The following is a 25,377-nucleotide window of genomic DNA, read 5'->3' on the forward strand; positions in this document are numbered from 1 at the left end:
ACGGCCCTGGCCGCCCGGAAGCGCTTCCGGTGGCAATGGCTGTGGCACGGGGGAGGGGCAGCGCCCTGGGGCGCGGCGGGCTAGGCGCAGGGCGCCCGGCTGGCAGGTCGGTGGTGGGTCATGTCTCGCTTGTCTTGTGGTTTTGTGTGGGATGCAATGTACGCAAGCCCTGTCATGCGCTCCAATACTATTTTCTGGCCGACGCGATACCGCATCGGTATTGCGCAGCCCCGAAAGGCACCTGACCCATGGACATCCGGCAGCTCAAATACTTCGTGGCCGTTGCCGAGGAGGGCAACATTGGACGCGCCGCGTTGCGCCTGCACGTGTCGCAACCGCCACTGACGCGTCAGATCCAGCAGCTCGAGGAGAAGCTCGGCACGGCGCTCTTTGTGCGCACGCCCAAGGGGGTGGAGATCACCACCGCGGGTCTGTTCTTCCTGGAGGGCGCGCGTTCCATGATCGCCCTGATGGAGCGCACGGTGGAGCGCACGCAGCGCGCGGGGCAGGGGCAGCTCGGCCGGCTGGATGTGGGCATCTTCGGCTCCGGCACGCTCGACGTGATCCCCAAGCTGCTGCAGCATTTCAGTCGCCTGTTCCCCGATGTGCGCGTGGTGCTGCACACCATGAACAAGATCGAGCAGATCGAAGCGCTGCGCCAGCGCCGCATCGAAGTCGGCTTCAACCGGCTGGTGGCCGACATGCCCGACATCGCTTCCGAACTGGTCAAGCGCGAAGAACTGCTGGCTGCGATCCGTGAAGACCACCCGCTCAACACGCGCACTCAGATCCGCCTGCAGGATCTCGCTGCCTTGCCCATGATCGTGTTTCCCAGTGGCTCGCGGCCCAACTTCATCGACTACGTCTACCAGCTGTTCAAGAACGAGGACCTGCACCCGACGGTGACGCAGGAAGTGGGCGACGCGGCCACCGGCGTGGCCCTGGTGGCCGGTGGCCTCGGGGTGTGCCTGGTGCCGGAGTCCACCACCAACCTGCGCATTCCGGGCGTGGTGTACCGACCTATTGCGCACGAGCCGAAGGTGACGGTGGACCTGAGCTGCATCTACCGCCGCAGCGAGCAGAGCCCGACGCTGCGCGCGCTGCTGGAGATCGTGCGCGGCGTGCGCAAGAAGGAATTGCTGGCGGCGCAGGCGCGCGAGGAGCAGGCGTTGCTTCAGGCTCCGAGGGACTGATTGCTCTGGTCCGCGTGACTGAAGTGGAGTCGGGTGATCTCGTCGGACAGATCGACCGCCGCGATCTCACAGCCGTCCAGCAGCGCGGCCAGATCGCTCCAGGCGCGCTGGCCATCGGCGTTGCGCTGCCAGTTGCTCAGGTCGGTCAGCACCCAGGTGTCGGGGTTGGGCAGGCCGCGCGCCAGCACGGCGTCCTGCGGCGTGGCGCTGTGTGAGAGTTTGGCCAGGCGCGAGCGCAGCGTGTGGACCACCCAGGCCAGAGAACGCGGGTTGTCGCGGTCCATCACCAGCAGGTCGATCAGCGCCACCATGTCGCGCCGCTGCTGGTACTGCGCGTGGAAGGTGATGGTGCTGTCGAACAGCGCCACCACGGCTTCGAAGCCGGCCTGGTCGTGCACGCAGCCGTGTTCGAGCGCAAGCGACAGCGCGCGTGCCAGGGTGATCAGGCGTTCGATGTGGCGACCCATGGAGAGCAGGCGCCAGCCGTCGTCGCGCACCATGCGGTCGGTCTGTGAACCGGTGATGGCGGCCAGCAGTTCGCTGGCGTTCTGCAGCGCGGCGATGGCTTCGGCTGTGGCGTATTCGGCGTCGGTGGAGAGTGCGGCGCAGTCGCGCGCGAAGCTGGCCTCGGTGCGCTCGATCAGGTTCCAGTGCTCCTGCGACAGGCGCTCGCGCACCTGCGCCGCCGCGGCCTTGAGGGCGCGCAGGTTGAAGCCCACGCTGAAGGACTGTGCGGCGAGTGCATCGCCGGCTGCTGGCGACAACGCTGCGATGAGGCTGCGCGCGAACACGCGCGCCGAGAGTGTGGCCGTGGGCACGTCGGGCAGCACCAGCGCGTTCTCGCGCGCCATGTTGGAAAGCCAGGCCATCAGGGCACGTGAATTCGGTTCTTCGCCGCCCATGTGGTTGAGCACGATCTGCGCGAGGCGCACGCTGTTCTCGGCGCGCTCGGTGTAGCGGCCCAGCCAGAACAGGTTTTCCGCGGCGCGGCTGGTCACGGGGCGCTTCTGTTGCGCCAGGCTGAGCGTGCTCGGTGCCGACTGCAGCAGGCTGGTGTGGTCCACCGGACCGTCGGTGAGCACCCAGCAGTCGGCGCTGCTGCCGCCGCGCTGCATGGCCGCGATCAGCTGGCCGCGCGGCGCCAGTCGCACCATGCCACCGGGCAGCACGCGCCAGGACAGCGGGCCATCGGCGAGGGCGAACACGCGCAGCATGGCCGAACGTGGCATCAGCCGCTCGCCGCTCCAGGTTGGTGTCTGCGACAGGGGCAACCACGACTGCACGGTGTAGTTCTCGGGGTGGCGCGCCATGCGGCCCGACCATTCGTCGAGCTCGCGCTCGCCCAGGCTCTGCCCCATCACCGTGTCCAGGCCGGAACGGGGATAGGTGGGCTTGATCACGCTGTCCTTGAGCAGCGGCAGCACTTCGCGCAGCGCCGCGTCCTCGCCGCACCACCAGGTGTCCAGCGACGGCAGGCTCAGCTCCTCGCCCAGCAGATGGCGGCTGATGGCCGGCAGGAAACCGAGCAGGGCGCTGGACTCCAGTGGCGCCGACCCCGGCGCGTTGGCCAGCAGCAGGTTGCCCGCGCGCAGCACCTGCAGCAGGCCGGGCACGCCCAGCCGCGAGTCGGAGCGCAGCTCCAGCGGGTCCAGCCACTCGTCGTCCAGCCGCTTGATGAGCGCGTGCACCGGCTCCAGGCCGCTGAGGGTTTTCAGGAAGAGGCGCTGGTCGCGCACCGTGAGGTCGCTGCCCTCGACCAGCGTGAGGCCGAGGTAGCGCGCCAGGTAGGCATGCTCGAAGTAGGTTTCGTTGTACGGCCCGGGGGTGAGCAGGGCGATGCGCGCATTCTCGCCTTCGGGCGCCATGCGCTTGATGCCATCCATCAGCGCGCGGTAGCTCGCGGCCAGGCGCTGCACCCGCATGCCGGCGAATGCCTTGGGAAACTGTCGACCGATCGCGATGCGGTTTTCCAGAAGATAGCCCAGGCCCGATGGGGCCTGCGTGCGCTGGCCGACCACCCACCAGCGACCGTCCGGCCCCTGGGCCAGGTCGAACCCCACGATGTGCAGCCAGGTGTCGCCTGGCGGCCGAACCCCCTGCATGGACCGCAGGTAGCCTGGGTGGCCCTGCACCAGTGCGGCCGGCAGCAGGGCGTGCTTGAGGAGTTCACGCTCGCCGTACAGGTCCGCCATCATGGCGTTGAGCAGGCGCGTGCGCTGCAGCACGCCGGCTTCAATCTGTGCCCAGTCCTGAGGTCCGATGAGCTTGGGGAACAGATCGAGCGACCAGGGCCGTTCGAGTCCGTTGGACGCGTCGGCGTAGACGTTGTAGGTCACGCCGTTGTCGCGGATCTGGCGCTCCAGGTTGTCCGCGCGGCGGTTCAGATCGGCAAAGCCGTCGGCACCGATGTGCTCGAAGAAGCTGGCCCAGGTGGGTGCCAGTTCCGAGGCTTCGGGGTTGCCGTCGGCGCGCAGTTCATCGCGGTGGCCGGCGTCGGCCGGCACGGACAGGGAAAGCGCCCACTCCCCGGGCGTGTCGGGGCGCAGTTGGGCGAAAAGGGATTCGATCGGTTCGGAACTCACGGCCCTAGAGTATGCCCGCGGGGGTATCGGTGGGCCGTGAGATCCCGGATCGCCGTGTTGCATCCTTCAAACAACGCTTCGGTGGAGTGGAGCGTGTGCTAGGCCCGCAGGTCCAGCGTGAACGGAAACTCGCGGCTGGGCTGGGCGGGGCCCACGTCCATCCGGCCCGGCGTGTGGCCCATCTGGAAAAAGCGCGACAGCCGGCGGCTCTCCGCCTCGTAGGCGTTGATCGGGAACGTGTCGTAGTTGCGCCCGCCCGGGTGCGCGACGTGGTACTGGCAGCCGCCCATGGAGCGTTTGAGCCAGGTGTCGACGATGTCGAACGTCAGTGGCGCATGGGCCGGAATGGAGGGGTGCAGCGCCGAAGGCGGGCTCCAGGCCTTGTAGCGCACGCCGGCCACGTATTCGCCCACGGTGCCCGTGCTCTGCAGAGGCAGTGCGCGGCCGTTGCAGGTGATCACGTGGCGGCTGTCGTTGAAGCCGCTCACGCGCACTTCCACACGTTCGAGCGACGAGTCCACGTAGCGCACGGTGCCACCGATCGCCCCTTCTTCGCCCATGACGTGCCAGGGCTCCAGCGCACTGCGGATGGTGAGTTCGATGCCGCGTGCCGTGACCTCGCCCACCAGCGGGAAGCGGAACTCGAAGTGCGGCTCGAACCAGGCCATGTCGAAGGCGTAGCCGGCATGGGCCATGTCGGTCAGCACGTCCTCGAAATCCATGCGCACGAAGGTGGGCAGCAGGAAGCGGTCGTGCAGTTCCGTGCCCCATCGCGTCAGGCGCCCGTGCCAGGGTTCCTGCCAGAAGCGCGCGATCATGGCGCGCAGCAGCAACTGCTGGGCGATGCTCATGCGCGCGTGCGGGGGCATTTCGAAGGCGCGCAGTTCCAGCAGGCCCAGGCGGCCGGTGGGGCCGTCGGGCGAATAGAGCTTGTCGATGCAGAACTCGCTGCGGTGCGTGTTGCCCGTGACGTCGATCAGGATGTTGCGCAGTGTGCGGTCCACCAGCCAGGGCGGCATGTTGTCGCCGTGGATCTCGCGGTTCTTCTCGATCTGGCCGAGCGCGATCTCCAGTTCGACCAGCTGGTCGTTGCGTGCTTCGTCCACGCGCGGTGCCTGGCTGGTCGGCCCGATGAACAGGCCGCTGAACAGGTACGACAGCGAGGGGTGGTTGTGCCAGTAGGCCAGCAGGCTGCCGAGCAGTTCGGGCTTGCGAAGGAAGGGCGAGTCCGATGGCGTGGCGCCACCCAGCACGAAGTGGTTGCCCCCACCCGTGCCGGTGTGGCGGCCATCGGTCATGAACTTCTCGGCGCACAGGCGCGTCTGGTGCGCCGCTTCATAGAGAAATTCGGTGTGCTCCACCAGTTCACGCCAGTTGTGGGCGGGATGGATGTTGACTTCGATCACGCCCGGGTCGGGGGTGACCTGCAGCATCTTCAGGCGCGGGTCGCGCGGTGGCGGGTAGCCTTCGAGCACGATGCTCATGCCGAGTTTCTCGGCCGTGGCCTCCACGGCGGCGAGCAGGTCGAGGTAGTCCTCCAGCAAGGCCATGGGCGGCATGAAGATGTAGAGGTGCTGGTTCTTGCCGCCGCCGGCCTTCTCGGCCTTGGGGCCGTTGGCGCGATGCGGGTCGCGCGCTTCCACGCACAGCGCGGTGCGTGTGAGCCAGGCGGCAGATTCGCCGCGCTGCGGGAAACGCGAGGCCAGCGCCTGCGCGGGCGCCGCCCCCGGGCCAGGCTGGCCGGGGCGCAGGCCTTCCACCGTTTCGGCGTCGGGGTCGAAGTCCATGCCCTGCATGGACACCGTGCCGCCTTCGGCAAAGCCGCCACCGATCTGGTGGGGCGACACCTGGTGTCTCACCGCCGAACCGCGCGGCAGTGGGTCGCGCGCGGAGTGCGGGTCCTGTTCGATGTGGTATGGGTAGTCGCCGGCCGACACCCAGGGCAGCGAGTCCAGCGGCAGGCGGTAGCCCATGGGCGAGTCACCCGGAATCAGGTACATGCGTTCGTCGCGGAAGAACCACGGCCCGGTGGACCACACCGTGCCCGAGATGCGCGGGTAGCTGCTCTTGCCGTTGCTGGAAAGTGCGCCATTGCGGCCCGAGGCCTGCAGCGGCAGCACGTAGCCCACGGTGGCTTCCAGCCCCTGGCCGAACACGCGGCGCAGCCGGGCGCGTTCGAGTTCGTCGTCCAGCTTGCTGTCGAACGGGTCCACATTCACCGGCAGGCGGCGCTCGCGCCAGAGGTAGTACCAGGTGTCTTCGTAGCCCGGGGTGATGTACTGGGTGGACAGGCCGAGCTTGCGCGCCAGCGCCTGTGTGAAACGGCGTGCGTCGTCGCTGGTGTAATGCGCCTCGTCGCGCTCGTCGGCGAGCAGGGCGGGGTTGTGCCAGATGGTTTCGCCATCGGCGCGCCAGAACATGGAGAGCGCCCAGCGCGGCAGTTGTTCACCCGGGTACCACTTGCCCTGGCCCATGTGAACGAAGCCACCTTCGCCATACTCCGCGCGCAACCGGCCGAGCAGCTCGGTGGCGTAGCCGCGCTTCGTCGGGCCGAGCGCGTCGGTGTTCCACTCGGGCGCATCGCGGTCGCTGGTGGCCACGTAGGTCGGCTCGCCGCCCATGGTCAGCCGCACATCGTTCTTCACCAGATCGGCGTCCACCTTCTCGCCCAGGGCCAGCACGCCGGCCCACTGGTCGTCCGTGTAGGGGGCGGTCACACGCGGCGATTCGTAGACGCGGGTCACACTCATGTGGTGGCTGAACTCCACCTCGCACTTGTCCACCCCGCCCTCGACCGGCGCGGCACTCGAGGGCTGCGGTGTGCAGGCCAGCGGCACATGGCCTTCGCCCGCGAGCAGGCCGGAGGTCGGGTCCAGGCCGATCCAGCCCGCGCCGGGCAGGAACACCTCGCACCAGGCGTGCAGGTCGGTGAAGTCCTTTTCGGGGCCGTTGGGGCCATCGACCGATTTCACGTCGGCGGTGAGCTGGATCAGGTAGCCCGAGACGAAACGCGCGGCCAGGCCCATGTGGCGCAGGATCTGCACCAGCAGCCATCCGCTGTCGCGGCAGGAGCCGCTCTTGAGCCTGAGGGTGTCTTCCGGCGTCTGTACGCCGGGTTCCATGCGGATGGTGTAGGCGATGTCGCGCTGCAGGCGCTGGTTGATTTCCACCAGGAAGTCGATCGTACGGCGTTCCTTGCGGTCCACCTCGTCCACATACTTCTTCAGCAGCGGCGTGAGCGGCGCGGTGGCCAGGTAGGGCGCGAGCTCCTGCTGCTGCGCCTCGTCGTACTTGAACGGAAAGTTCTCGGCAGACGGCTCAAGGAAGAAGTCGAACGGGTTGTAGACCGCCATTTCGACCACGAGGTCGATCGTCACCTTGAATTCGGTGGTGGGCTCGGGAAAGACCAGCCGGGCCTGGTAGTTGGCGAAGGGGTCCTGCTGCCAGTTGATGAAGTGGCCGCCCGGCTCGATGCGCTGCGAATAGGAGAGCACCTTGGTCCGGCTGTGCGGGGCGGGACGCAAGCGAACCACCTGGGGTCCCAGTTTCACGAGGCGGTCGTACCGATAATGGGTGATGTGGCTCAGGGCGACATGGATGGCCATACGAGAGACTTTCCAGGGAGGAGAAAACAATGGGTCCGCAGGCAAAGCGTTTGCCGGTGCGGCTTGCAGTCATGCTAGCAAGTCTTGCGCCACGGCAACATGACAGTTCTGACAGGCCGTGCCGCGCGGCCTGATCGTGGCCCGCGGAGGCTTCATCGCGCTGGTGGGGTGGGTCATGGGCGTGGCGCTGCAGTTGCAGCAGCCTGTGCTCTGGGCGCTGTCTTCCTACCGGGCCCTGCTGCTGGCGGGTGCCCTGGCGCTGGCGGGCATGGTCCTGACCCGGCGGTGGCTGGCCGCGATGTGCACGGCGTTGCTGGCAGGGGTGCTTATCGGGGCCGGTCTCACCGGCCTGCGAGCGGTTCACTTCGCGGCCGACGCGCTGAACCCGGCCCTGCAGGGTCAGGACATCGAGGTGACGGGGCGCATCGCTTCGCTGCCGCAGGCCAGTGCACAGGGCGAACGGTTCGATTTCGAGGTGGAGTCGGCCCGCCGGGGCGGCGGCACCGTGACCCTGCCGCCCCGCCTCCAGCTGGGCTGGTACGGCGAAAGCGGCACGGGCAGCCCGGGCCTGCGCGCGGGTGAGCGCTGGCGCTTCACCGTGCGCCTGAGAAGCCCGCACGGCAACTTCAACCCCCAGGGGTTCGACCGCGAGCGCTGGCTCTGGGAGAAAGGCATCCAGGCCACGGGCTACGTGCGCAACGGCCCGCGCGACCCGGTGCCCGAGCGGCTCGGCGCCACATGGTGGCATCCGCTGGACAGCCTGCGCCAGTCGGTGAGCGAGCGCATCGGCGAACGCGTGGCGTCCGACCCACGCAGCGCGGGCGTGCTTGCCGCGCTGGTGGTGGGGGACCAGTCCGCCATCGTGGGTTTGGGTAAAAGAGTCGTTCGCTAAGAAAGTGAGGAAAATCAACGCTCTTGCTCAAGCCCGGCCACTAGCTAGGTAATTAAGTCGTTCGCTTTCGAGAAAGACCTGTTCTGCTAACTAGGTAAAAGAGTCGTTCGCTTTCAAGCCTGAGTGCCTCTCATTGCTTGTTGCAAGGCGTATTGGGGGCGACGAGCAGTGTAGGGACCGACCGAGGGTGGCGCGTTCAATCCCCGTTTGGGCAGTCATGTTCGCGGGCAATTTTCACGAGGCGATAGCCTGGGCGGGCTGGATCTTCCGACGTAGACATATTCAAGCAACATCCACTGAGGGAGTTCTACTTGGCTCGATGCACAGCACCAGTTCGTGGACACAGTTCCGCCGCCGCAGCGGCAGCTTGTCCCGCATGCCGCTACAGAAGCAGCTACCGCTATAGCGGTTACAGCCCTTCGTATCCCACGTCGAGTGGAGGTAGCTACAGCGGTGGAAGCGGGAGTTTTGGCCGCTCTGGAGGCACCTCAAGGCCGAGATGGTCGAAGGCGGGTTCGCCCATTTCGTATACGTCGGCCCAGGTTCTCTCTCTCACCCCAATCCGTGAAACCGTTGAGACGCGGGCAGTGACGCTGCCAGATCTTCGTGACGTGTTTCTGTGCCACGCGTGGGACGACCGACAGGGGATAGCCAAGCAACTGCATGACTTGCTTGTGGTGGCTGGCGTCAAGGTGTGGTTCAGTGAAAAGGATGTGCAACTCGGCCAACCCCTGATGCGGGCGATTGACAAGGGGTTGGCAAACTCTCGAATTGGGCTCGTGTTGGTGACGCCTGCTCTGATAGCCCGGCTCCCAAACGAAGGCGTTGCTGAGAAGGAGCTTTCTGCGCTCCTGGCGGGTAACCAGCTTGTTCCCATCGTGCACAACACGACGTACGCGGCTCTACGAAACGTCAGTCCGCTGCTCGCCTCCCGAACCGGCTTGGACACTGCGGAAGACTCCATGGAAGTGGTCGCCGCCAAGATTGCCGAGCTCGTCGCCGTGTAGGTCTGGTGTTGCCTGGTAGACGGCTTACTCCTCGTCTCTTGACTTCCTTGGTCTTCGGCTGAAATCAACAGGTGAGAAGTCAACTGAGGTTGAGTGCCTGTACTCGCGCGACTTGGGCAGCGTAAAGGTCTGCCCACGTTGTTTCTCCAGCGCGAAGCTCCACCCTCTTGTGCTGAGGTGTCAGTTCTACAGCCCCTGCAAACTTCTTTAAAAACCGTCTGATTTCGGCAGACGCATGCCCAGGCAGAGTGCCCTCGTCGAAAAGCAGTATGAAGAACACAAGCGGGCCGAACACTTTTAGCCGCAACATGTACGGACGGCCCCCCTAGACCGCCCCGTAACAGATGCGAACCAAGAACGGGTTGAAGGGCTGTTCCGTGTCCACATTCTTTAGATACGGGACCGCTGCGCGCTTCGCCGGAGCTATTCGTTCCGCTCCCGCCAGATACGCAGCCACGGTGACTCTTCCACGACGCGGTCTAGCCTCGTTTCCAAGCATGTATGGGACAAGATCTTCGAACAGGTGACGATGAGCGCCATCCGTTCTGGACGAGTTAAAGGACACCTTCAAAAGCCAGCGAACCAGTAGGTCAGAAGTCTCAGCCTGGCTGTGCTTCAAGCAGAAGGCGCTTGACGTCCTCCAGGTGATTTGCGCGCCGAAGCCGCGTGTAAAGCGAAAACGCGCTCGCCACATCCCGGTGGTGTCCTGGCAACTGAGGCCACTTGCAGGGGTGGACCAGCTTGGTCCGAATCAAGTTCAGGTTCCGTCGCAGGCGGGCATCGTCGCCAGTGGCTTTGCCATGTTCCGGAAGTGCCTGGTTCTTGAGCAAGTGCTCGCGTACCTCAATGAAGGTCGAATCCAACACCTCACGGATTGGCACTGAGTTCCGGTCAAACGGCTCTGCGCGCTTGCGGAAGGCGAAGGTCTGAGTGGTGTTGTGCTCGCGTGTGTAGATGTCGTCACACGTCACCTTGAAGATGGTCATTCTTGCGACGCAAAAAATCCCGTGCACGCGCTTGCCCCGCACTGACACCTCGAACTCTCCCTCTGGCATTGTGCAGTCGAGCCGGCCATCTAGTGCGTTGCGGAACACGCTTCCCCAGGCTCGTTGGGCCGATCTACTGTGCGCCATCCAAGCAAGTCGCTGCAAGACGCTGGAGTCTCGCTTGTAGTTTTGCCGAAAGAGCGCTCTGTCGGGGAAGGTGATTTGGTTGTCCGAGTCTTCTAGGACTGGAGCGCAAAAGCACTCGACGGGGATTGGTCGGAAGAGAAGCTTCGCCAGCGGGACGTTGAAGGCGAAGAGAGCTTGCACCAGCAGTTGGCTCGGAATCCAGACGTCGCCTTTACTCGTATCAAATGTGTGTAGCGTTTGACCACCAGTTGGGAGGCTGTTCCATCTCATCAGGTCCAAGTACTGGGAGATGTCGTCGACGCCGTGCAACTTCGAGCGCAGTACCACCTTCAGACTTTCTTGGCGGTCGCTGAGAACGAAAGGCATCTCATGCACTGGCAGCGTCTTTCGAACGCCGTCGACGCTCAGAGTGTTGCAGAGGAAGGCGCCGTCGGCGGCGGTTGGTGAGAGGTGGGTGACCCAGGACACGGGGAAAAGCTCCTTTCACAGCTATAGCGCCTCCGTTTTATCTAGTCCAGTCGCCTGGAGGTAGGTGGACCGCGTAGGCGTTTCGTTCCGGCCGGGTCTGCGCCAAGGACTGGTTCCCCATGTGTTCTCGCAGCGGGAAGCCCTTGCCTGAGTCGGGCCCCCGACAGCATGCGCGTTTTGGTGATGTGTCAGATCTGGCGCTTTAGAGCGCATGTCAGTCCGCGCATTCTCTAAAACAACGCGGAGTTGAGAGCCGGTGACTACACGACAAGACGCCGTCGTGGCGCCGACAGACCATCACTTATGTACTCAGTAACCACTCAAGTCCTATCCATGCCAGAGGCTCAGCAGCGCTTCCAAGGATTCATCGACCTTCAGAAGACTCTTCCAGAGAACGAGCCCGGAACTCTGTCAGGCACTGAGGTCTGGCTCCCAGGGTGCAGCGACGCCGACCCGCATCCGCATTACGTGCTTTTCGTCCGCGCGGCCGAGTTTGAGCGCGATGCACTCGTGGCGACGTGCTCCCAGCACCTTCGACAAATCAACTGGGAGTCTGAAAACCTTGAGCACAAGCAGTCGTTCGTGCTCATGGGAGCAAAAGAGACGGGCATCTACGTCCCGCTTTGGAGTTCGGGCTGCCTGCGAATCAGCGAGCGCCAGTGCACCATCCGCGTAGTCTTTATCGGCAGTGACTGGGCTGTCGATACCAGGCACCACCTGACAGGTGAAGACCTAGACGACTACATGATTGGCTGCCAGGTGCACATGGACTCCACCGGACCGCACTACAAGCCGTGGCGCATGTACAGCGAAGAGACACTCAACGCCATGAAAGGCCTGAGCGGCAACATCGAGGTTCCAGGACGAATGGTCAGGACCTCGGTACCTGCTGCGGACCTCGGTTGATTCGGGCTTCGTGGCTGTGCCTCGACCAGCTAGTACACTTTTCCGCACATCCAGTTGGCTGCGCCAAGGCAATCTTGCGTGCGTAGATCCGTGCACGGATGAAGACGAAGCAGCAAAAGACCATGTTCAGGAGGAATGCATGCAGGTTTTGACTTCTCGCGGTGGGCGTGGCTGGAGAGCCGTTGAGGAACCAAAGCGGGACGCCAACGGACGCGAGATTCCTGACGAGGCTCTCTCTGAGATATCAAGGAACCTATCGGACTGCTTCCGCTGCAGCAATCTGGTGGTCCTCACGGGTCTCGGCACATCGTTGCATGTGAACCGCGCGCCGGCACCCTTAGACAATCCGTTGAAACGGACGCCGCTGGAAGGAAAGGCGATTGCCCCGATGATGCGCGACCTCTGGAGCGCTTGCAAGGCGATGGATGCGAAGAAGTTCGAGGAGGCGCTTAAGTTGGCACGTTACCCAGTCGGGGACAAAGGCGAGAACATCGAGTCGTTGCTCTCCTATTGCAAGCTGGCCGAAGACTTTATCGACAGCGCTGCTGAAAAGGCCATAGTTGCTAGTTTCATCAAAGTCGCAGAGGAGGTCGTCAGAGACCAAGTGCGATTCCTGAAGGTGGATGATGATGTTGGTTTGCATGCGGACTTTCTTCGAAGACTGGTCAGACGTTCAACCAGGAAGCTGCGCACCAAGGTGTTCACCACCAATTACGATCTTTGTTTTGAGTACGCGGCCCGAAAGGGCCGCTATGTCGTTGTCGATGGTTTCTCCCACACCACTCCCCAGGTCTTCGACTCTCTCTATTTCACTTACGACATCGTCCGGCGCGAAAGCAATCCTGATAGTCACGACTTCATCTCCAACGTCTTTCACCTCTACAAGCTTCACGGCTCTGTCGACTGGACACGAAACACCGACTCGGGCGAGATTGAAAAGGACCCTCACGCAAAGACCCCCTTGCTGATCTACCCCAGGAACACGAAGTACGAACTGTCGTTTGAGCAGCCCTACCTGGAGATGATGTCTGCGTTTCAGGCAGCATTGCGACAGCCGGATACCGGCTTGTTGGTGCTAGGGTTTGGGTTCAACGACAACCATCTCGCGGAACCAATTTTGTCGGCAATCAACTCGAACCTGCACATGAAGGTGGTCATCTGTGACCCCGCGCTTGCACCCAAGTCTCGAGGTGACGCTATCGAACAAGGCTCTGAGTCTTGGAATCCTCACCTGAAGAAAGTCAAGTACCTCATTGACCACGGTGACGCCCGTCTGGCAATGGTGAGTGCGACCTTCGAAGACGTCGTTCCTTTGATGCCAGACATCGCCGCTGAGACCGATCTGGAGCAGCATCTTGAGCGCATTCGCATGCTGCGAGGTGCTTCTTGAATGCACGCCTTCTCTCTACGAGTCCATTCGACCCCAGCCGCTATGTCGGCTCGGTAACGTTCATCAGCCCCGACGCCGCGAAGATAAACCTTCCACACGCGGCTGGTGTTGCGCCACGTCAGTACTCCGGCTACGCGGTCTTGGGTGGCCAGGTCGGCGAATTCGTTTTCATAGAGGGGGAAGGAGTGGCGGTGCTTGGACGCATCACCGAGGTTCGCCTCCCGGATAGCGAACGTTTGAAGGCCGAACCGGCCGCTGGGGAGAGGCCAGATGCGCACCCTATCGGCTTCGTCCAACTCCTTACTACGCTGGAGCTCTCTTCTGGCAAGGTGATTTCCGGGATTCCCGCGCACCCGCGCATCGGTCAGCACGTCTATTCAGCCCACCCGTTGCTGGTCAAGCACATCGTGGAGGGAGCCGATGCGACCTCAGAAGGTGTCGTGGAGTTGGCCACCATTCCACAAGACGCTAGCACCAAGGTCAACGTCAGTCCGGCGCACTTGTTCGGACGGCACTGTGCCGTTTTAGGGGCTACCGGTGGAGGAAAAAGCTGGACAGTTGCTCGTGTCATTCAGGAGGCTGCACGCTTGGGCGGGAAAATCATCCTGGTAGACCCTAGCGGGGAGTTTCACACCTTCACTGACGGAGTAAGGTCCGTTTTTCTAGGAGGGCAGCGCAGAGATGCTAGGGATTCGCGGACATTCGTCTCCTTCCCCTACTGGGACCTCACGGAGGCAGATCTCTTCGCCATTTTTCAGCCTAGCCCAGGCGCGCAGGTGCCTAAAATGCGTGAAGCCATTCGGAGCCTGAAGCTCAACTACGTGCTTCATGGAGATGGTGAGCCCCACGTTTACACGAAGCGTGATGCCTCGAAGCGAGATTTCAATCTAAGAGTCAACTCGAACGAAGGACTGGTAGAGGCCAAGGGCGCGAAATATCGCATCAAGTATCTCGGAAAGCAAATCTACGAAGAGTGCGTTTTTGAGAGCGGCGGGACGAGAAATGAACCGGACCACTCAGTTTGGGGGGCCTACGACGAGCGAATTCGTGGTTACTGCGATACCCTGGTCTCCAAAGTGTTCTCGATTACACGCTCGAAGGCCCTCGAGTGCCTATTCCATCCACAGGACTTTGAGCCGTTGACGGAGAAGTTGGACGAGTTCCTGGCATCGGGAGATGCTGTTCTTCGAGTCTCGCTTGAGCACTTGCCGTTTGAACACAATGCCCGTGAGCTGCTCATCAATGCAGTCGGGCGTCACCTTCTCGGGCTTGCAAGGGAGGGACGATTTCAGTCGATGCCCACCGTTGTAGTGCTTGATGAAGCCCATCAGTTCTTGAGCAAGAGCGTTGGCGGTGAGGACAACCGGGTGTATCTCGATGCCTTCGGTCTCATTGCGAAAGAAGGCCGCAAGTACGGCCTCACGACGCTACTTGCCACTCAGCGACCGCGGGACATCCCTGAAGACGTGCTGAGTCAGATGGGGATGTTCATAGTGCATCGGCTGATCAATGACCGAGACCGGGAAATTGTGGAGAAGGCATGCGGCAACTTGGATGCATCTGCTGCGGCCTTCTTGCCCACTCTCGGCCAGGGGGAGGCAATTCTGGTCGGTGTGGACTTTCCCATGCCGACGCCTATAAAGGTCACCGAGCCTCTATTTCCGCCGAAGTCAGAAGGGCCCTCGTATGCCAAGTTCTGGCGCAAAAGGCCGGTCGATGTTTCGCAGGTGGAGTCCGACCTGCCTCGTCATCGCAATCTCCACGATGCGTATGCGGAGCTCTTAGGGCTGGACGCCGAAGAGGTGGGCTCTCTTGTAGATGTTGAGCCGTTTGCGAGAGACGGCAGTCGAGGAGAGATGCTGTATAGCTATATCCTCGACTTCACAGGCTTGGCATCGCCCGAGGTCGAGGCGAAAATTCGTGCTAAGCATGGCAGCTTGAGTGTCGAAGTAGGAGCTCACTTTTTCGACGGCCTTAGATTGTGATGTTCAACAGGTAGCCCTGGTCGGTGTGCGTCCACGCGGCTGCGGCTCACTCCAGCCTGCTCGCTAGAATCCAAGTTGTCTGACCGCCAAGGTCGGGCTAAACCCCTGGATGCTATACGTTGGTGCCTTGAGCTAACCGCAATGACTCCCCTCGATCGCTCGCGTCTACTTGCCCGCATCTTCACTCGTCCTGTGCTGGAGAGTGTGGCGCGTCGCGGCTGCGCAAACGAGTTGGTCGAGAAGCTGGCCAGGCTTGAAGTTGGAGCTCCTGGTAGTCAGGGCTGCGTAGCGGACTTGTTGGATGCCGGGCTGAAAGAGCTGGGCAGAGGGTACCGGTGCGAGTACGTCTACAAGGCGGCCATTGCGAGTCGCATCGTGTTTGGCAAACACAGTCCGCGCACCGCGAGCCTTGCGATTGAACTCAACGTTGCTGGCTCCATCGTGGACGCTGCAGTCTTCAATGGCACCTCAACTGCGTACGAAATCAAGACGGAGTTCGACAGCCCGATGCGGCTGACGACGCAGACTCCAGCCTACCTTCGCGCCTTCGACAGGGTGAATCTGGTGACTCATCCTGCCGCGGCAGATAAGTACGCTGCGTTGCTAGACTCGCGCGTGGGCATTTACGTGCTCTCAAAGGACGACACGCTTTCGGAGCGTCGCCGTGCGGTCTCCGATGTCTCGCGCGTCGAACCTGCGGTCGTCTTCAGAATGCTGCGGCGAGCCGAATACATGCAGGTGGTTGCTGAGCACTTTGGTCCGCAGCCTGCCTTGCCGAACGGTCTGGTCGATGCCCACTACGCGGCTCTGTTTGGTGAGCTTACCAGCGAGCAGGCCCATCGAGCGCTGGTGGCAGCCATGCGCGCCAGAACGACGGACACTGAATCAGTGGAGTACCTCAAGGCATTGCCTCAAAGCCTTCGAGCGCTTGGCTACGCGACTCCTCTTTCTGCCCCCCAACGGCGACAGCTGCTCAATGCGCTTAGCGCCCCGGCCTGAGCAGATCCCTGAGCGTTCGTGAACTGCGTCACTTCAGACGCGCCTGCGTACACATCCGGTTTCTAAAGCTGCCTTTAGAAGCATTTTGGGTTTACAGTAAACGCGCCAGCGGAGCGGTGCTGCCTATAGCACCGCCTATAGACCAACGAGCGAGGGCGGTCGTCTTTGAGTGCGCACCAGCTCTCCAAGCAAGGAGGCTAGCGCGTGTACTTCCCCTATCTCTACGGGCGTCGTTCGGAGCTTCTCGCGCTGCGAGCGATGCTCGCTGATCACCGGTCACTCGATTCCCTCCTCCCAGTCATAGAGCCTGTGGTCAGTAAGCCAGGCGACTTGGTCAAGTGCATCGAGGCGTTTGGGAAGCAGGATGAACGCCTGGCCGTGCTGCTCAACCCAGACAAGCATGAGCTCGCGGGAGGTGGGACCCACGTCTGGCGCAAAGCAGTTGTCGCCTCCATCAAGGCCGCTGACTCGGTCTTGCCGGCATTGCGTTGCTCGCCAGGAACCACGAAGGCGCAGGTTGATGCTTTCATAGCTGAGTTTCCTGACCACGAGGTCGTTCTCGCGTACAGCAGTCCTGGACTCAATGACGCTGAGATAGCTGCCCTGGCAGGCCGGGCCGATGTGAAGTACCACCTCGTGTTGAACGGAAAGCTCAGTGCCCACAAACAGGGGCTGCTGCCCATTGGCAAGCGCGTGCTCGTTGAGGACCGTTTCAACAAGCTCGCGCGCAACGCAGACTACGGCGCTGCGGAGCTCTTCACTGACCGGCACAGCACGTACATAAAGGACAAGTGGGCTGGCTTTGGGGACTACACGTGCCTTGGAGCGGAGTTCATCCCCGGTGGCGGTGCCCCCGCGGCTGTAGCCGTTCACGCCTGCTACAAGCACAACGCAACGGAGGTCTGGGCCGCGCACTATGTCTCTGACGACACTGACAAAGACGTTGGGACCACTGCGAGCAAGTTCGTGCAGGCGGCCAAGAAGCTGGTGAAGGCCGTTAATGCTCGACCGAACCAGTTCGGCACCAACTTCGCGCTTGATGAGTTTGAGCAACACGTGAAGGCCAATCACTTTCCAGGCTTGGGAAAGAGCAAGGAGCTGCAGATCAGCCACCACCTCTGCGTGACTCTGGATGTCGTCGACGGTGTCATCTGATTCGCTGTCGGCCGATGTCGGGGCAGTGAATGAATGAGTTGAGTCGTATCGCTGACCAGTACTTCAACGCATTTGAGGGACGGCGCTTCTATCCCAAGTTCTTCTCGCTTTACTGGCTGGCCTGGCTGTTGACCTTTGTCCTGTGGATGTGGGCTTCAACGCGGTTTCTAGACCCTGTGTTGGGGGAGAGCGACCAAACCATGCTCCTGGTGTTGGTGTGCGAGGCGATGTTCTTTGTCGCGTACGCAGTCATCGACAAGAAGAAGCGACTTGCACTGCGCGCCGCTCACGGACTCCCTGAAGAAGCTCCTGGTGCAGCGGTGGATGAGGCCAAGCGAAGCTATTTGCGCAATGCCTTCGGCCGCGAAGCCAGCGAGTTCTCCGCCATAGCCCAGGAGGCGCAGACCGTGCGCGCGTCGACCGACGCTTTGAGGCCCGTCGGTGACGGCTCGCTTGAGAGCATTCTGCGGCGTGTGCACGATCCTGACCGTCGCAGCCGATTGATGAGTGTGGTGTTGGCAGCGTTGGCAATACTCGTGTCGCTTGTAGTTGTTGGTCTTGGTCCAGACGCCCCCAACGTCATCGAGGTGTTGATGTCAAAGGGATTCCAGGAGGGATTCACTTTTCTCATGGTGCTCACGGTCGTCTTGTTTGGGATGTGGCACGCGGTGAAGCTGATTTGGTTCAACGTGCTGGAGCTCTTGGCATCCTGGGGAGCGCGTATAGGGGGTGAGTCCAGCTTCAAGTCGAAGAAGATTAACTACTTGTTGCGTGACCTGGTCAGGCTTCACGCCTGGAGCTGCGACTCTGGGAGGCGTGACTTCGGCGTGAAGACGGCCATTCAGCGCGATAGTCGCTCACGCCGCTGGGCTCTCCGGCGTCACGTGCGAGTTGGGCCCAAACGGCCTTGAAGCGGTGTAGGTTTGCCATGCGAGTCGTTTCCGAACTGACCAGGCAGACAATCGCCTCCACCTGATCCGGAGCAAGCATGGGAACATTCATCGACCTGCGACTGGGCGGCCAGGAAATCTGCTCCAGCAAGAACAGCATGGGCGTCGATTACGGTGCACTGTTTCAAGAATCTGACCGTCGGCGCCTGGACGAGCTCGTTCCTGAAGAAATGAAGGATGAGCCAAAGCACGGTCTTGGAGAGTGGGCCTTTGTTCGCACTTTGAGCCACGTCCTGCCTCGTTTGGAATTGCTAGGCTACACAATTTCGGCTGCTCGCATGGAGTACGGAGACCTGGTCCGCGAGTGTTTGGATGACCTACCAGACGTCGTTCCGGATGCAGGGCCGGATGCTCTGAACCCACTGTCCTTTGACGAACTACTTGCGTTCGTCAAGGCTCACCCACTCGATTCGCTCAGTGCAAAAAATGTGTGGGATGTAGATGTGGAGGCGCAACGACGATGCCAAGGCAGGTTTTTGGACGACCCGCTTGCCAGGCGCATTCCACGGCAGGACTATGGAGATTCGTACGCAGGTTGCGAGAGAGCCTACTTTGTTGGCTTGCTCTCTGTGTTGTCTCCGTTTTATCTGCTGAGACTGCTCGCGGAGTGCCCGCAGAATCAATGCCTTGATTTGGTGTGGGCGTACGGTGATCTCGTGGACAACGGCTGGGAGGTCGAGGAGTCTTTCGTACCCGGCGCCAGGCGGCGAGAGACCATCTTGATAGCTACCGAAGGCTCTTCAGACATCCATGTGCTGAAGCACGCTTTCCATTTGCTGCGGCCAGACATCGAAGACTTTTTCCGCTTCTTCGACGTGACCGAGGGAGGCCACCCATTTTCCGGAGCGGGAAACCTCGTCAAGTTTGCTCAAGGCCTTCTGAAGATTGACGTTCAGAATCGGCTGGTCTTTCTATTTGACAACGATGCCGAAGGCAACGGAGCAGTTCAAACACTGAACAAGGCACTGCCTGCGAACATGCGCGTGAGCATGCTGCCCCAACTCGAGGAGTTCAAGTCTTTCCCCTGCCGCGGTCCGGAAGGGGCATCGTTGGCCAACATTAACCTTCGTGCTGCAGCCATCGAGTGCTATCTTGACCTTGAGAGACCGGGTCTTCCGGCTCCGGTGGTTACTTGGGTTGCCTACAAGGCCAACCAAGATGTGTACCAAGGTGCTCTCGCTAACAAAGAGACGTACGTGAGCGACTTCTGCGCTCAGTCCAAGGAGTCTCTGCAACTGGCTCACTACGACACTCGAATGTTGACGCCGACCGAAAACTGACCATCTGAAGGCGGGGATGCCGATTCAAAATTGACCAGGGTGTATCACGCGACTGCTGAATTTTTTGGCAGGAGCAATAGAGGTGATCACCATGGACATGATTGGCAAGGTCAGGCGCATGAAGATGCGCGACGGGGTTTCGATCAGCGAGATCTCGAGGAAGACGGGTTTGTCGAGGAACACCGTCAAGAAGTGGCTGAAGGCGCCAGCGGCGGTTGAGCCGCGGTACGAGCGCCCGGCCAAGGCGGGCAAGCTCTCGGCGTTCGAGGCGACGCTGGTGGCGGCGCTCAAGACGGATGCCCACCGGGCTCGAGATCAGCGGCGCACGGCTCGGGCACTGTTCGTGCAGATCCAGGCCCAAGGCTACCGGGGTGGCTACAGCGCGGTGACGGACTTTATCCGGGCATGGCGGCTGGACTCGGGCAAGGACACAACGAAGGCGTTTGTGCCGCTCAGCTTCGAGCTGGGTGAGGCGTTCCAGTTTGACTGGAGCGAGGAAGGGATCGTTGTGGGCGGGGTGTACCACCAGGCGCAGGTGGCGCACCTGAAGCTGTGCGCCTCGCGCGCGTTCTGGCTGGTGGCGTACCCCAGCCAGGGTCACGAGATGCTGTTCGATGCTCACACGCGGGCGTTTGCGGCGCTCGGTGGCGTGGCGCGCCGAGGCATTTACGACAATATGAAGACCGCCGTTGACAAGGTCAAGAAGGGCAAGGGCCGGGTGGTCAATGCCCGATTTGCTGCGATGTGCAGCCACTACCTGTTCGATGCGGACTTCTGCAACGTGGCCTCGGGCTGGGAGAAGGGAGTGGTGGAGAAAAACGTGCAGGACAGCCGGCGGCGGGTTTGGCTGGAGGCTCGCGAGCGCAAGTTCACCAGCTTTGCCGAGCTCAATGCGTGGTTGGCCGAGCGCTGCAAGGCGGTGTGGGCGGATACGCCGCACCCGGAGCACCGCGAGCTGAGCATCGCCGATGTGCTGCAGGCCGAGCGCGAGCACCTCATGGGCATGCCGGTGCCGTTTGACGGCTACGTGGAGCGCCCCGCGCGGGTCAGCAGCACCTGCCTGGTGACGGTGGCGCGCAACCGCTACTCGGTGCCCTGCGAGTGGGCCGGGCACATGGTGAGCACGCGGCTGTACCCGGGTCGGGTGGACGTGGTGGCCGCAGACGCGGTGGTGGCCAGCCACGAGCGGGTGCTCAACCGGGGGCAGACGGTGTTCGACTGGCAGCACTACATCGAGCTGGTGCAGCGCAAGCCCGGGGCGCTGAGGAACGGCGCACCGTTTGCCGACCTGCCCCGGCCACTGGCGCAACTGCGTCATGCCCTGATGCGCCACGCCGGTGGTGACCGGGTACTCTCGGAGGTGCTGGCACTGGTGCCCGCGGCCGGGCTGAATACGCTGTTGGTGGCGGTGGAACTGGTGCTCGAGCACGTCACACCCAGCGGACACATCAGCGCGGAGCACGTGCGCAACGTGCTGGCGCGCCTAAGGGATCCGCAGCGTCCGCCCCCGGCGGACACCGCCTTGGCGCTGCGCGAGGCGCCGCGAGCCGACACCCACCGCTACGACCGGCTGCGTGCCGCCGATGCTCAGGAGGCCCGCCATGCGCACTGAGATTGCAAGCGAGCTCAAGAGCCTGCGGCTGTACGGCATGGCCAGTGCCTGGGGGGATCTGCTGGGGCAAGGGGAGACGGCCGCGCTGCAGAGCGCGCGCTGGCTGTTGGAGCACCTGCTGCAGGCTGAAGGGGTGGATCGTGCGATGCGCTCGGTGTCGTACCAGATGAAGGCGGCGCGCTTCCCCATGCACCGGGATCTGGCCGGGTTCGACTTCGAGGCTTCGGCAGTGGAGCGGCCGCTGGTCAACCAACTGGCCAGCCTGACGTTCACCGACGAGGCCCATAACGTGGTGCTGATCGGTGGGCCAGGAACCGGCAAGACGCACCTGGCCAGCGCACTGGGCATTGCCGCCATCACCCAGCACGGCAAACGGGTGCGCTTCTACTCCACGGTCGATCTGGTCAATGCGCTGGAGCAGGAGAAAGCGCAAGGGCGTGCGGGGCGCATCGCTGCCAGCTTGTTGCACGTGGACCTGCTCATCCTCGATGAGCTGGGCTATCTGCCGTTCAGTCAGGCCGGCGGGGCGCTGCTGTTCCACCTGCTCAGCCGGCTGTACGAGCACACCAGCGTGATGATCACGACCAATCTGGCGTTTGCCGAGTGGTCCAACGTGTTCGGCGACGCGAAGATGACCACGGCACTGCTGGACAGGCTGACGCACCACTGCCACATCGTAGAGACAGGCAACGAGTCCTACCGGTTCCGTCACAGCTCAGCCCAGGTCAAGGCCAAAGGCAAAGCGCGCGAACAGGCCAGGGACAAGGGAAAGGTGGCTGTTCAAGAACAAGCTCCAGAGCCAGAGCCGTTCTGAGACGCCAGGCGACCAGCAAGCCGCTGCGGGCTACGCCCTTCGCGGCTTGCTGGCGGCAATCCACAACGCAGCGAGAAGGAGGTTCAAGAAGCAGCGATGACCGTATAGTTATCCACAGTCGGGCAACGAAAACCCGGCGCAGGCCCCTGGTCAAAATTCAATCGGCCCGCCTGGTCAATTTTGAATCGGCGCCAACAACTTGGGATCTATCGCACCGTCGGGAAGGATGCCTTGCGCTACGTCGTGCTAGGACTCGTCAGCGCTTGTGGACTATGGTGGGTCAACGACGCTATTGCGCTGTCGTGAGCGGCTGTGCGCCCTCGTCTCGCTGTGGGTACTCGTAGTTGAACTCGGGCCGTCGATGTGGTGAGCATGTGAAGAAGTGTTGGGATGAGCCTGGCGAGCCGAGGCGCGTAACCTCTCATGAGTTCAGTGCAAGAGCCAACTGGCGTGGAACTCCCACAGGCGGGAACGCCTGTTCACCGACAGCTTCTCGAAGCGCGCCGACTTCCATGAGCCACCTAGCATGTTCGGGGGCGACAGGGCTCGCACTTTCGAATCGCCCGTCGACGTCGTCGGCCACCTCTTCGACCTCAAAGTCACCGGCGTTGGCGTCAACCATGTGCCAAAGCCCGCGGATGGCCTCTGCCTCGAGCCGCTTGAAGTTCTCGAACATGAGCGGCGCCAGCGCGAAGAGTCGCGCGTGTTCCAGGCTCTTCACGTCTGATGCCACCACCACGCCATTGCAGTCGCGGACCTCATAGACCGTGGCGCCGTCTCGCGAGACTTCACGGACATGCCAGTGTGGGAGAAAGGGGACCAGCTCTGGCATGGTCTGAGCTTCTGCGTGCGTGGCGTCTTGCATGCTGATTTCCTGGGGGCGCATGGTTGAAGGAGGCCGGCTGCCACCTTGATCTACCGTGTAGCGCCGGTTTTTTATTCCCTCAATGCGCTACCAACGCGATGGCCCGCTAGGTCGCTTCTGGGTCTGTTGCCTCACCTCTCTCGTGCGTATCCAGGCCTGCCAATGGCGGCCAAGTCGTTGATTTGATTGATTTCACCGTTCAGAACGCAAAAACGCCTTTTGAACGGTGAATCGAGGCTGTACAGGCGGAAGGAGGCGGCTGGAGCATCAACCAAACGCACGCTGAAGTACTGCTCGGACGCTGTTTGCAGCGGCTGGCGCGCCTAGGCCGAAGCACTCATCTGTGATGAACACGTGTGAGCGCTCCAAAGGCCAACCTTCATCTACGTCATCTAGAGCGACCCACTTGGAAGGCTTGCGGCGCATCACATCTTCCAGCACCTGTTGGCCGCGAGGCTTGGCAGCAAACTCCGCCTCATCCATTTTGCTGTGGAACGTCGCGCCGACTACCCGACTACGCAGCTTGGGCGAAAGGCGTTTGGCCGTCGCGTAGACACCATATCTGCGCACCCACGCAGTGCTCAGGACCACCTGAACCTCGGGAAACGGATCTAACAACTGCTCGAGTAGCGCGACGTGTTCAAACAGTTGAAACCCGGGATGTCCATCGTATGGCCCCCTCTTGGGGTGCCACAGCACATTGTGATGATGCAGGACCCCGTCGTAGTCGAGGTAGAGGAGCGGTCCACCGTATCCGCGAGGCAACGTGGCGGCCGGGCCCGGCAGTTTCGATGGTCGGATTGCGCTCGTCATGGTCTTCGCTGCAGGAGTGGGAGGGTGACTAGCGTTCGGGCTTAAGCATGATTATACTGTATGAACGTACAGTATTTATCGCACTGCAGATTGACCTCTGAATCACGCCCGAAAGCTCCTCATGCGCCTCCTTTTTCTAGACTTCGATGGAGTCCTCCACTCAAGCCGCGCTGAGCTCGACGGCAGGTACTTCCGTTGGTTGCCAGCACTGGAGAAGCTGTTGGTGAACTTCCCCGACGTCAGGATCATCGTTCACAGCACTTGGCGTTACGACCACACCGATGACGAGCTGAGGCAGCTCTTGGGTGGACTGGGTGAGCGCTTTGTTGGCAGTGCGCCGCGGGGTCCGCGTGAGCAAGTGATTCAAATGGTTCTGCAGGCCAACAAGGGCAAGTTCACTGACTACCTGGTGGTCGATGACTCGCCTCATGAGTTTCCCGAGGGGACGCTCAAGACGTTGTTCGTTGACGGCATCCTGGGGCTTGGCTCAGCAATGAATCAAGCTGGACTTGTGACGTGGTTGGTCAATCCTGCTCTACCCAAGGAGGAGTGAGATGAACGCTCGGCTGCCGCAAACGGTACGAGAGTTCGAGGTGGCCGAGCCTCCGGTTCACTTCGAGTGGCAGAGCCGCTTTGGACTCATCGTCATCGACATCGTGGATGGTGTGGCTTACGTGAATGGCGAGCGCGTTGAGCCGGCCGTGAGTGAGGCGGGTTGAAGCGATCCAAGTTCCACTTGATGGCCGTCAGAGGCTCCTGGTGCTGGCGCTTGGTGTTGACAAACTTGACAAAGTTGAATAAATTGACGGCATGCTTACGTCGGTACACGTCGATCCCTTGCGGCCTCATCGCGAGTTGCTCGTGCGTGTCCGCGGTCGACTCACTCGCATTTTTCCGGAGTTGCCGCGAGAGCGGTTCGATGAGTCGGTAGCCATCTACACCGTCGCTGATTTCGCCGATGAGCTTGGCAAATCGCCTGACGTTGTGCTTGAGCAGTTGCGTGCGGCAGGCGTGCACAAGCAAAGTGCCCAGAGCCCGCTTCTCTATGAAGACAAGCGGCAGTTGCTTGCTTACCTGCGTGATGCGCATGGGGCAACAGGTGAGCGCAAAAAGATTACGCTGAAGAAGGGCGGTACGCGAGCTGGGCGCGGTCGCCCGTTGCTTGTAGAGAGTGAGGAGTGGCACCAAGGACTCCCCGCGTCCTCGAGTCGCCTTAACAAGGTCATTCTTGTTGGCACCATTGGTCGCCAGCCGTCCGACGAGCTGTCTGCATCCCTTCTCCTCGAGGTGTTTCGCACCTTTCATGGGCGCAATCCTGTTTGGTTCGAAGCTAGGATTCTGCGGTCATACGAGGGGCATCTGAAGGCAATTCGAGAGGCTGTGGAGGCAGACGACAAGGCTGCGACCGTTCGAGCGATCCAGCGATGCTTTGAAGGTCCTGACTCCCCGCTGACCTCAGTTGTTGCTCGTGCCGTCTTTGAACTTGTCTCTGGACAGTTCAGCAGCTTGCTGGCTGCGCAAGTCTCGATTGCATGGGAATCACAAGCTAGGCAGCGAGCCCCAAGAAAGTTGAAGACCGGACGACTGCGCGCGGATAACACCGCAGCGGCCCTCGCGGCATCGTGGCTCAAGCGATACAAGCGGCTCTTCCCGGCGAGCGCCGCCACCATTTCGCTGACCTGAACTAGGTGCCGCGCGCTGCGGCAACAGCCCTATGTCTCAACATTC

At 62.0% G+C, this 25,377-nt stretch carries 20 protein-coding genes; 15 read left to right on the forward strand and 5 right to left on the reverse strand.

Going from position 1 to position 25,377, the window contains the following annotated elements; genetic code table 11:
• Positions 1–248 precede the first annotated feature (248 nt).
• Positions 249–1,193: a LysR family transcriptional regulator gene (locus tag J2X09_RS08320; protein WP_204732213.1), complete on the forward strand. Its 945-nt coding sequence runs from the start codon at positions 249–251 to the stop codon at positions 1,191–1,193.
• On the opposite strand, the gene J2X09_RS08325 is transcribed toward J2X09_RS08320, so the two are convergent.
• Both J2X09_RS08325 and J2X09_RS08330 read right to left on the reverse strand, forming a co-directional pair.
• Positions 1,175–3,838, reverse strand: coding sequence for a circularly permuted type 2 ATP-grasp protein (locus tag J2X09_RS08325; RefSeq protein ID WP_204732212.1), 2,664 nt, complete (start codon positions 3,836–3,838; stop codon positions 1,175–1,177). The genes J2X09_RS08320 and J2X09_RS08325 overlap by 19 nt on opposite strands.
• A gap of 35 nt (positions 3,839–3,873) precedes the next feature.
• Positions 3,874–7,380 carry a transglutaminase family protein gene (locus J2X09_RS08330; protein ID WP_204732211.1) on the reverse strand — a complete coding sequence of 1,169 codons (3,507 nt, stop codon included), beginning with the start codon at positions 7,378–7,380 and terminating at the stop codon, positions 3,874–3,876.
• Positions 7,381–7,498: 118 nt separating this feature from the next.
• Here J2X09_RS08330 and J2X09_RS08335 point away from each other — a divergent pair, with 118 nt between their 5' ends.
• Both J2X09_RS08335 and J2X09_RS08340 read left to right on the forward strand, forming a co-directional pair.
• The gene (locus tag J2X09_RS08335) at positions 7,499–8,272 is read left to right on the forward strand and encodes a ComEC/Rec2 family competence protein (RefSeq protein WP_310307967.1); all 774 of its coding nucleotides are present in this window, start codon (positions 7,499–7,501) and stop codon (positions 8,270–8,272) included.
• Between the two features lie 587 nt (positions 8,273–8,859).
• Positions 8,860–9,279, forward strand: a complete 420-nt coding sequence (locus J2X09_RS08340) for a toll/interleukin-1 receptor domain-containing protein (protein ID WP_291021236.1) — start codon at positions 8,860–8,862, stop codon at positions 9,277–9,279.
• Between the two features lie 599 nt (positions 9,280–9,878).
• On the opposite strand, the gene J2X09_RS08345 is transcribed toward J2X09_RS08340, so the two are convergent.
• Positions 9,879–10,880: a hypothetical protein gene (locus J2X09_RS08345; protein ID WP_204732209.1), complete on the reverse strand. Its 1,002-nt coding sequence runs from the start codon at positions 10,878–10,880 to the stop codon at positions 9,879–9,881.
• Between the two features lie 333 nt (positions 10,881–11,213).
• Between J2X09_RS08345 and J2X09_RS08350 the strand changes: the two genes are divergently transcribed.
• The 9 genes from J2X09_RS08350 (at position 11,214) to istB (ending at position 21,971) form a co-directional block, all read left to right on the forward strand.
• Positions 11,214–11,786, forward strand: coding sequence for a hypothetical protein (locus tag J2X09_RS08350; RefSeq protein ID WP_204732208.1), 573 nt, complete (start codon positions 11,214–11,216; stop codon positions 11,784–11,786).
• Positions 11,787–11,925: 139 nt separating this feature from the next.
• Complete coding sequence (locus J2X09_RS08355) at positions 11,926–13,176, forward strand: SIR2 family protein (RefSeq protein WP_204732207.1); 1,251 nt, start codon at positions 11,926–11,928, stop codon at positions 13,174–13,176.
• Complete coding sequence (locus J2X09_RS08360; protein WP_204732206.1) at positions 13,173–15,161, forward strand: ATP-binding protein; 1,989 nt, start codon at positions 13,173–13,175, stop codon at positions 15,159–15,161. Before J2X09_RS08355 ends, J2X09_RS08360 begins: the two co-directional genes overlap by 4 nt.
• Before the next feature lie 141 nt (positions 15,162–15,302).
• A complete protein-coding gene (locus J2X09_RS08365; RefSeq protein WP_204732205.1) occupies positions 15,303–16,160 on the forward strand; it encodes a sce7726 family protein in 858 nt (285 codons plus the stop codon).
• A gap of 204 nt (positions 16,161–16,364) precedes the next feature.
• Positions 16,365–17,315 (forward strand): sce7725 family protein, encoded by a 951-nt coding sequence (locus J2X09_RS08370; protein ID WP_204732204.1) that lies wholly within the window; start codon positions 16,365–16,367, stop codon positions 17,313–17,315.
• 29 nt (positions 17,316–17,344) lie between these two features.
• Positions 17,345–18,226 carry a hypothetical protein gene (locus tag J2X09_RS08375; protein ID WP_204732203.1) on the forward strand — a complete coding sequence of 294 codons (882 nt, stop codon included), beginning with the start codon at positions 17,345–17,347 and terminating at the stop codon, positions 18,224–18,226.
• Positions 18,227–18,303: 77 nt separating this feature from the next.
• Complete coding sequence (locus J2X09_RS08380; protein ID WP_204732202.1) at positions 18,304–19,545, forward strand: HEPN/Toprim-associated domain-containing protein; 1,242 nt, start codon at positions 18,304–18,306, stop codon at positions 19,543–19,545.
• A 91-nt stretch (positions 19,546–19,636) separates the two neighbouring features.
• Positions 19,637–21,157: an IS21 family transposase gene (gene istA / locus J2X09_RS08385; RefSeq protein ID WP_204732201.1), complete on the forward strand. Its 1,521-nt coding sequence runs from the start codon at positions 19,637–19,639 to the stop codon at positions 21,155–21,157.
• Positions 21,147–21,971: an IS21-like element helper ATPase IstB gene (gene istB, locus J2X09_RS08390; protein ID WP_204732200.1), complete on the forward strand. Its 825-nt coding sequence runs from the start codon at positions 21,147–21,149 to the stop codon at positions 21,969–21,971. Before istA ends, istB begins: the two co-directional genes overlap by 11 nt.
• A gap of 421 nt (positions 21,972–22,392) precedes the next feature.
• Here istB and J2X09_RS08395 read toward each other — a convergent pair whose 3' ends face one another.
• Together J2X09_RS08395 and J2X09_RS08400 are read right to left on the reverse strand one after the other, a co-directional pair.
• The gene (locus tag J2X09_RS08395) at positions 22,393–22,836 is read right to left on the reverse strand and encodes a hypothetical protein (protein WP_204732199.1); all 444 of its coding nucleotides are present in this window, start codon (positions 22,834–22,836) and stop codon (positions 22,393–22,395) included.
• A gap of 267 nt (positions 22,837–23,103) precedes the next feature.
• The gene (locus J2X09_RS08400) at positions 23,104–23,649 is read right to left on the reverse strand and encodes an HAD domain-containing protein (RefSeq protein WP_204732198.1); all 546 of its coding nucleotides are present in this window, start codon (positions 23,647–23,649) and stop codon (positions 23,104–23,106) included.
• A 121-nt stretch (positions 23,650–23,770) separates the two neighbouring features.
• On the opposite strand from J2X09_RS08400, the gene J2X09_RS08405 reads away from it, so the two are divergent.
• From J2X09_RS08405 to J2X09_RS08415, 3 genes are all read left to right on the forward strand, one after another.
• A complete protein-coding gene (locus J2X09_RS08405) occupies positions 23,771–24,202 on the forward strand; it encodes an HAD domain-containing protein (RefSeq protein WP_204732197.1) in 432 nt (143 codons plus the stop codon).
• A gap of 1 nt (position 24,203) precedes the next feature.
• A complete protein-coding gene (locus J2X09_RS08410; protein ID WP_204732196.1) occupies positions 24,204–24,368 on the forward strand; it encodes a hypothetical protein in 165 nt (54 codons plus the stop codon).
• 91 nt (positions 24,369–24,459) lie between these two features.
• A complete protein-coding gene (locus J2X09_RS08415; RefSeq protein ID WP_204732195.1) occupies positions 24,460–25,332 on the forward strand; it encodes a translation initiation factor IF-2 N-terminal domain-containing protein in 873 nt (290 codons plus the stop codon).
• Positions 25,333–25,377: the final 45 nt, after the last annotated feature.

Source organism: Hydrogenophaga laconesensis, assembly GCF_031457235.1.
GTDB classification, from domain to species: domain Bacteria; phylum Pseudomonadota; class Gammaproteobacteria; order Burkholderiales; family Burkholderiaceae_C; genus Hydrogenophaga; species Hydrogenophaga laconesensis.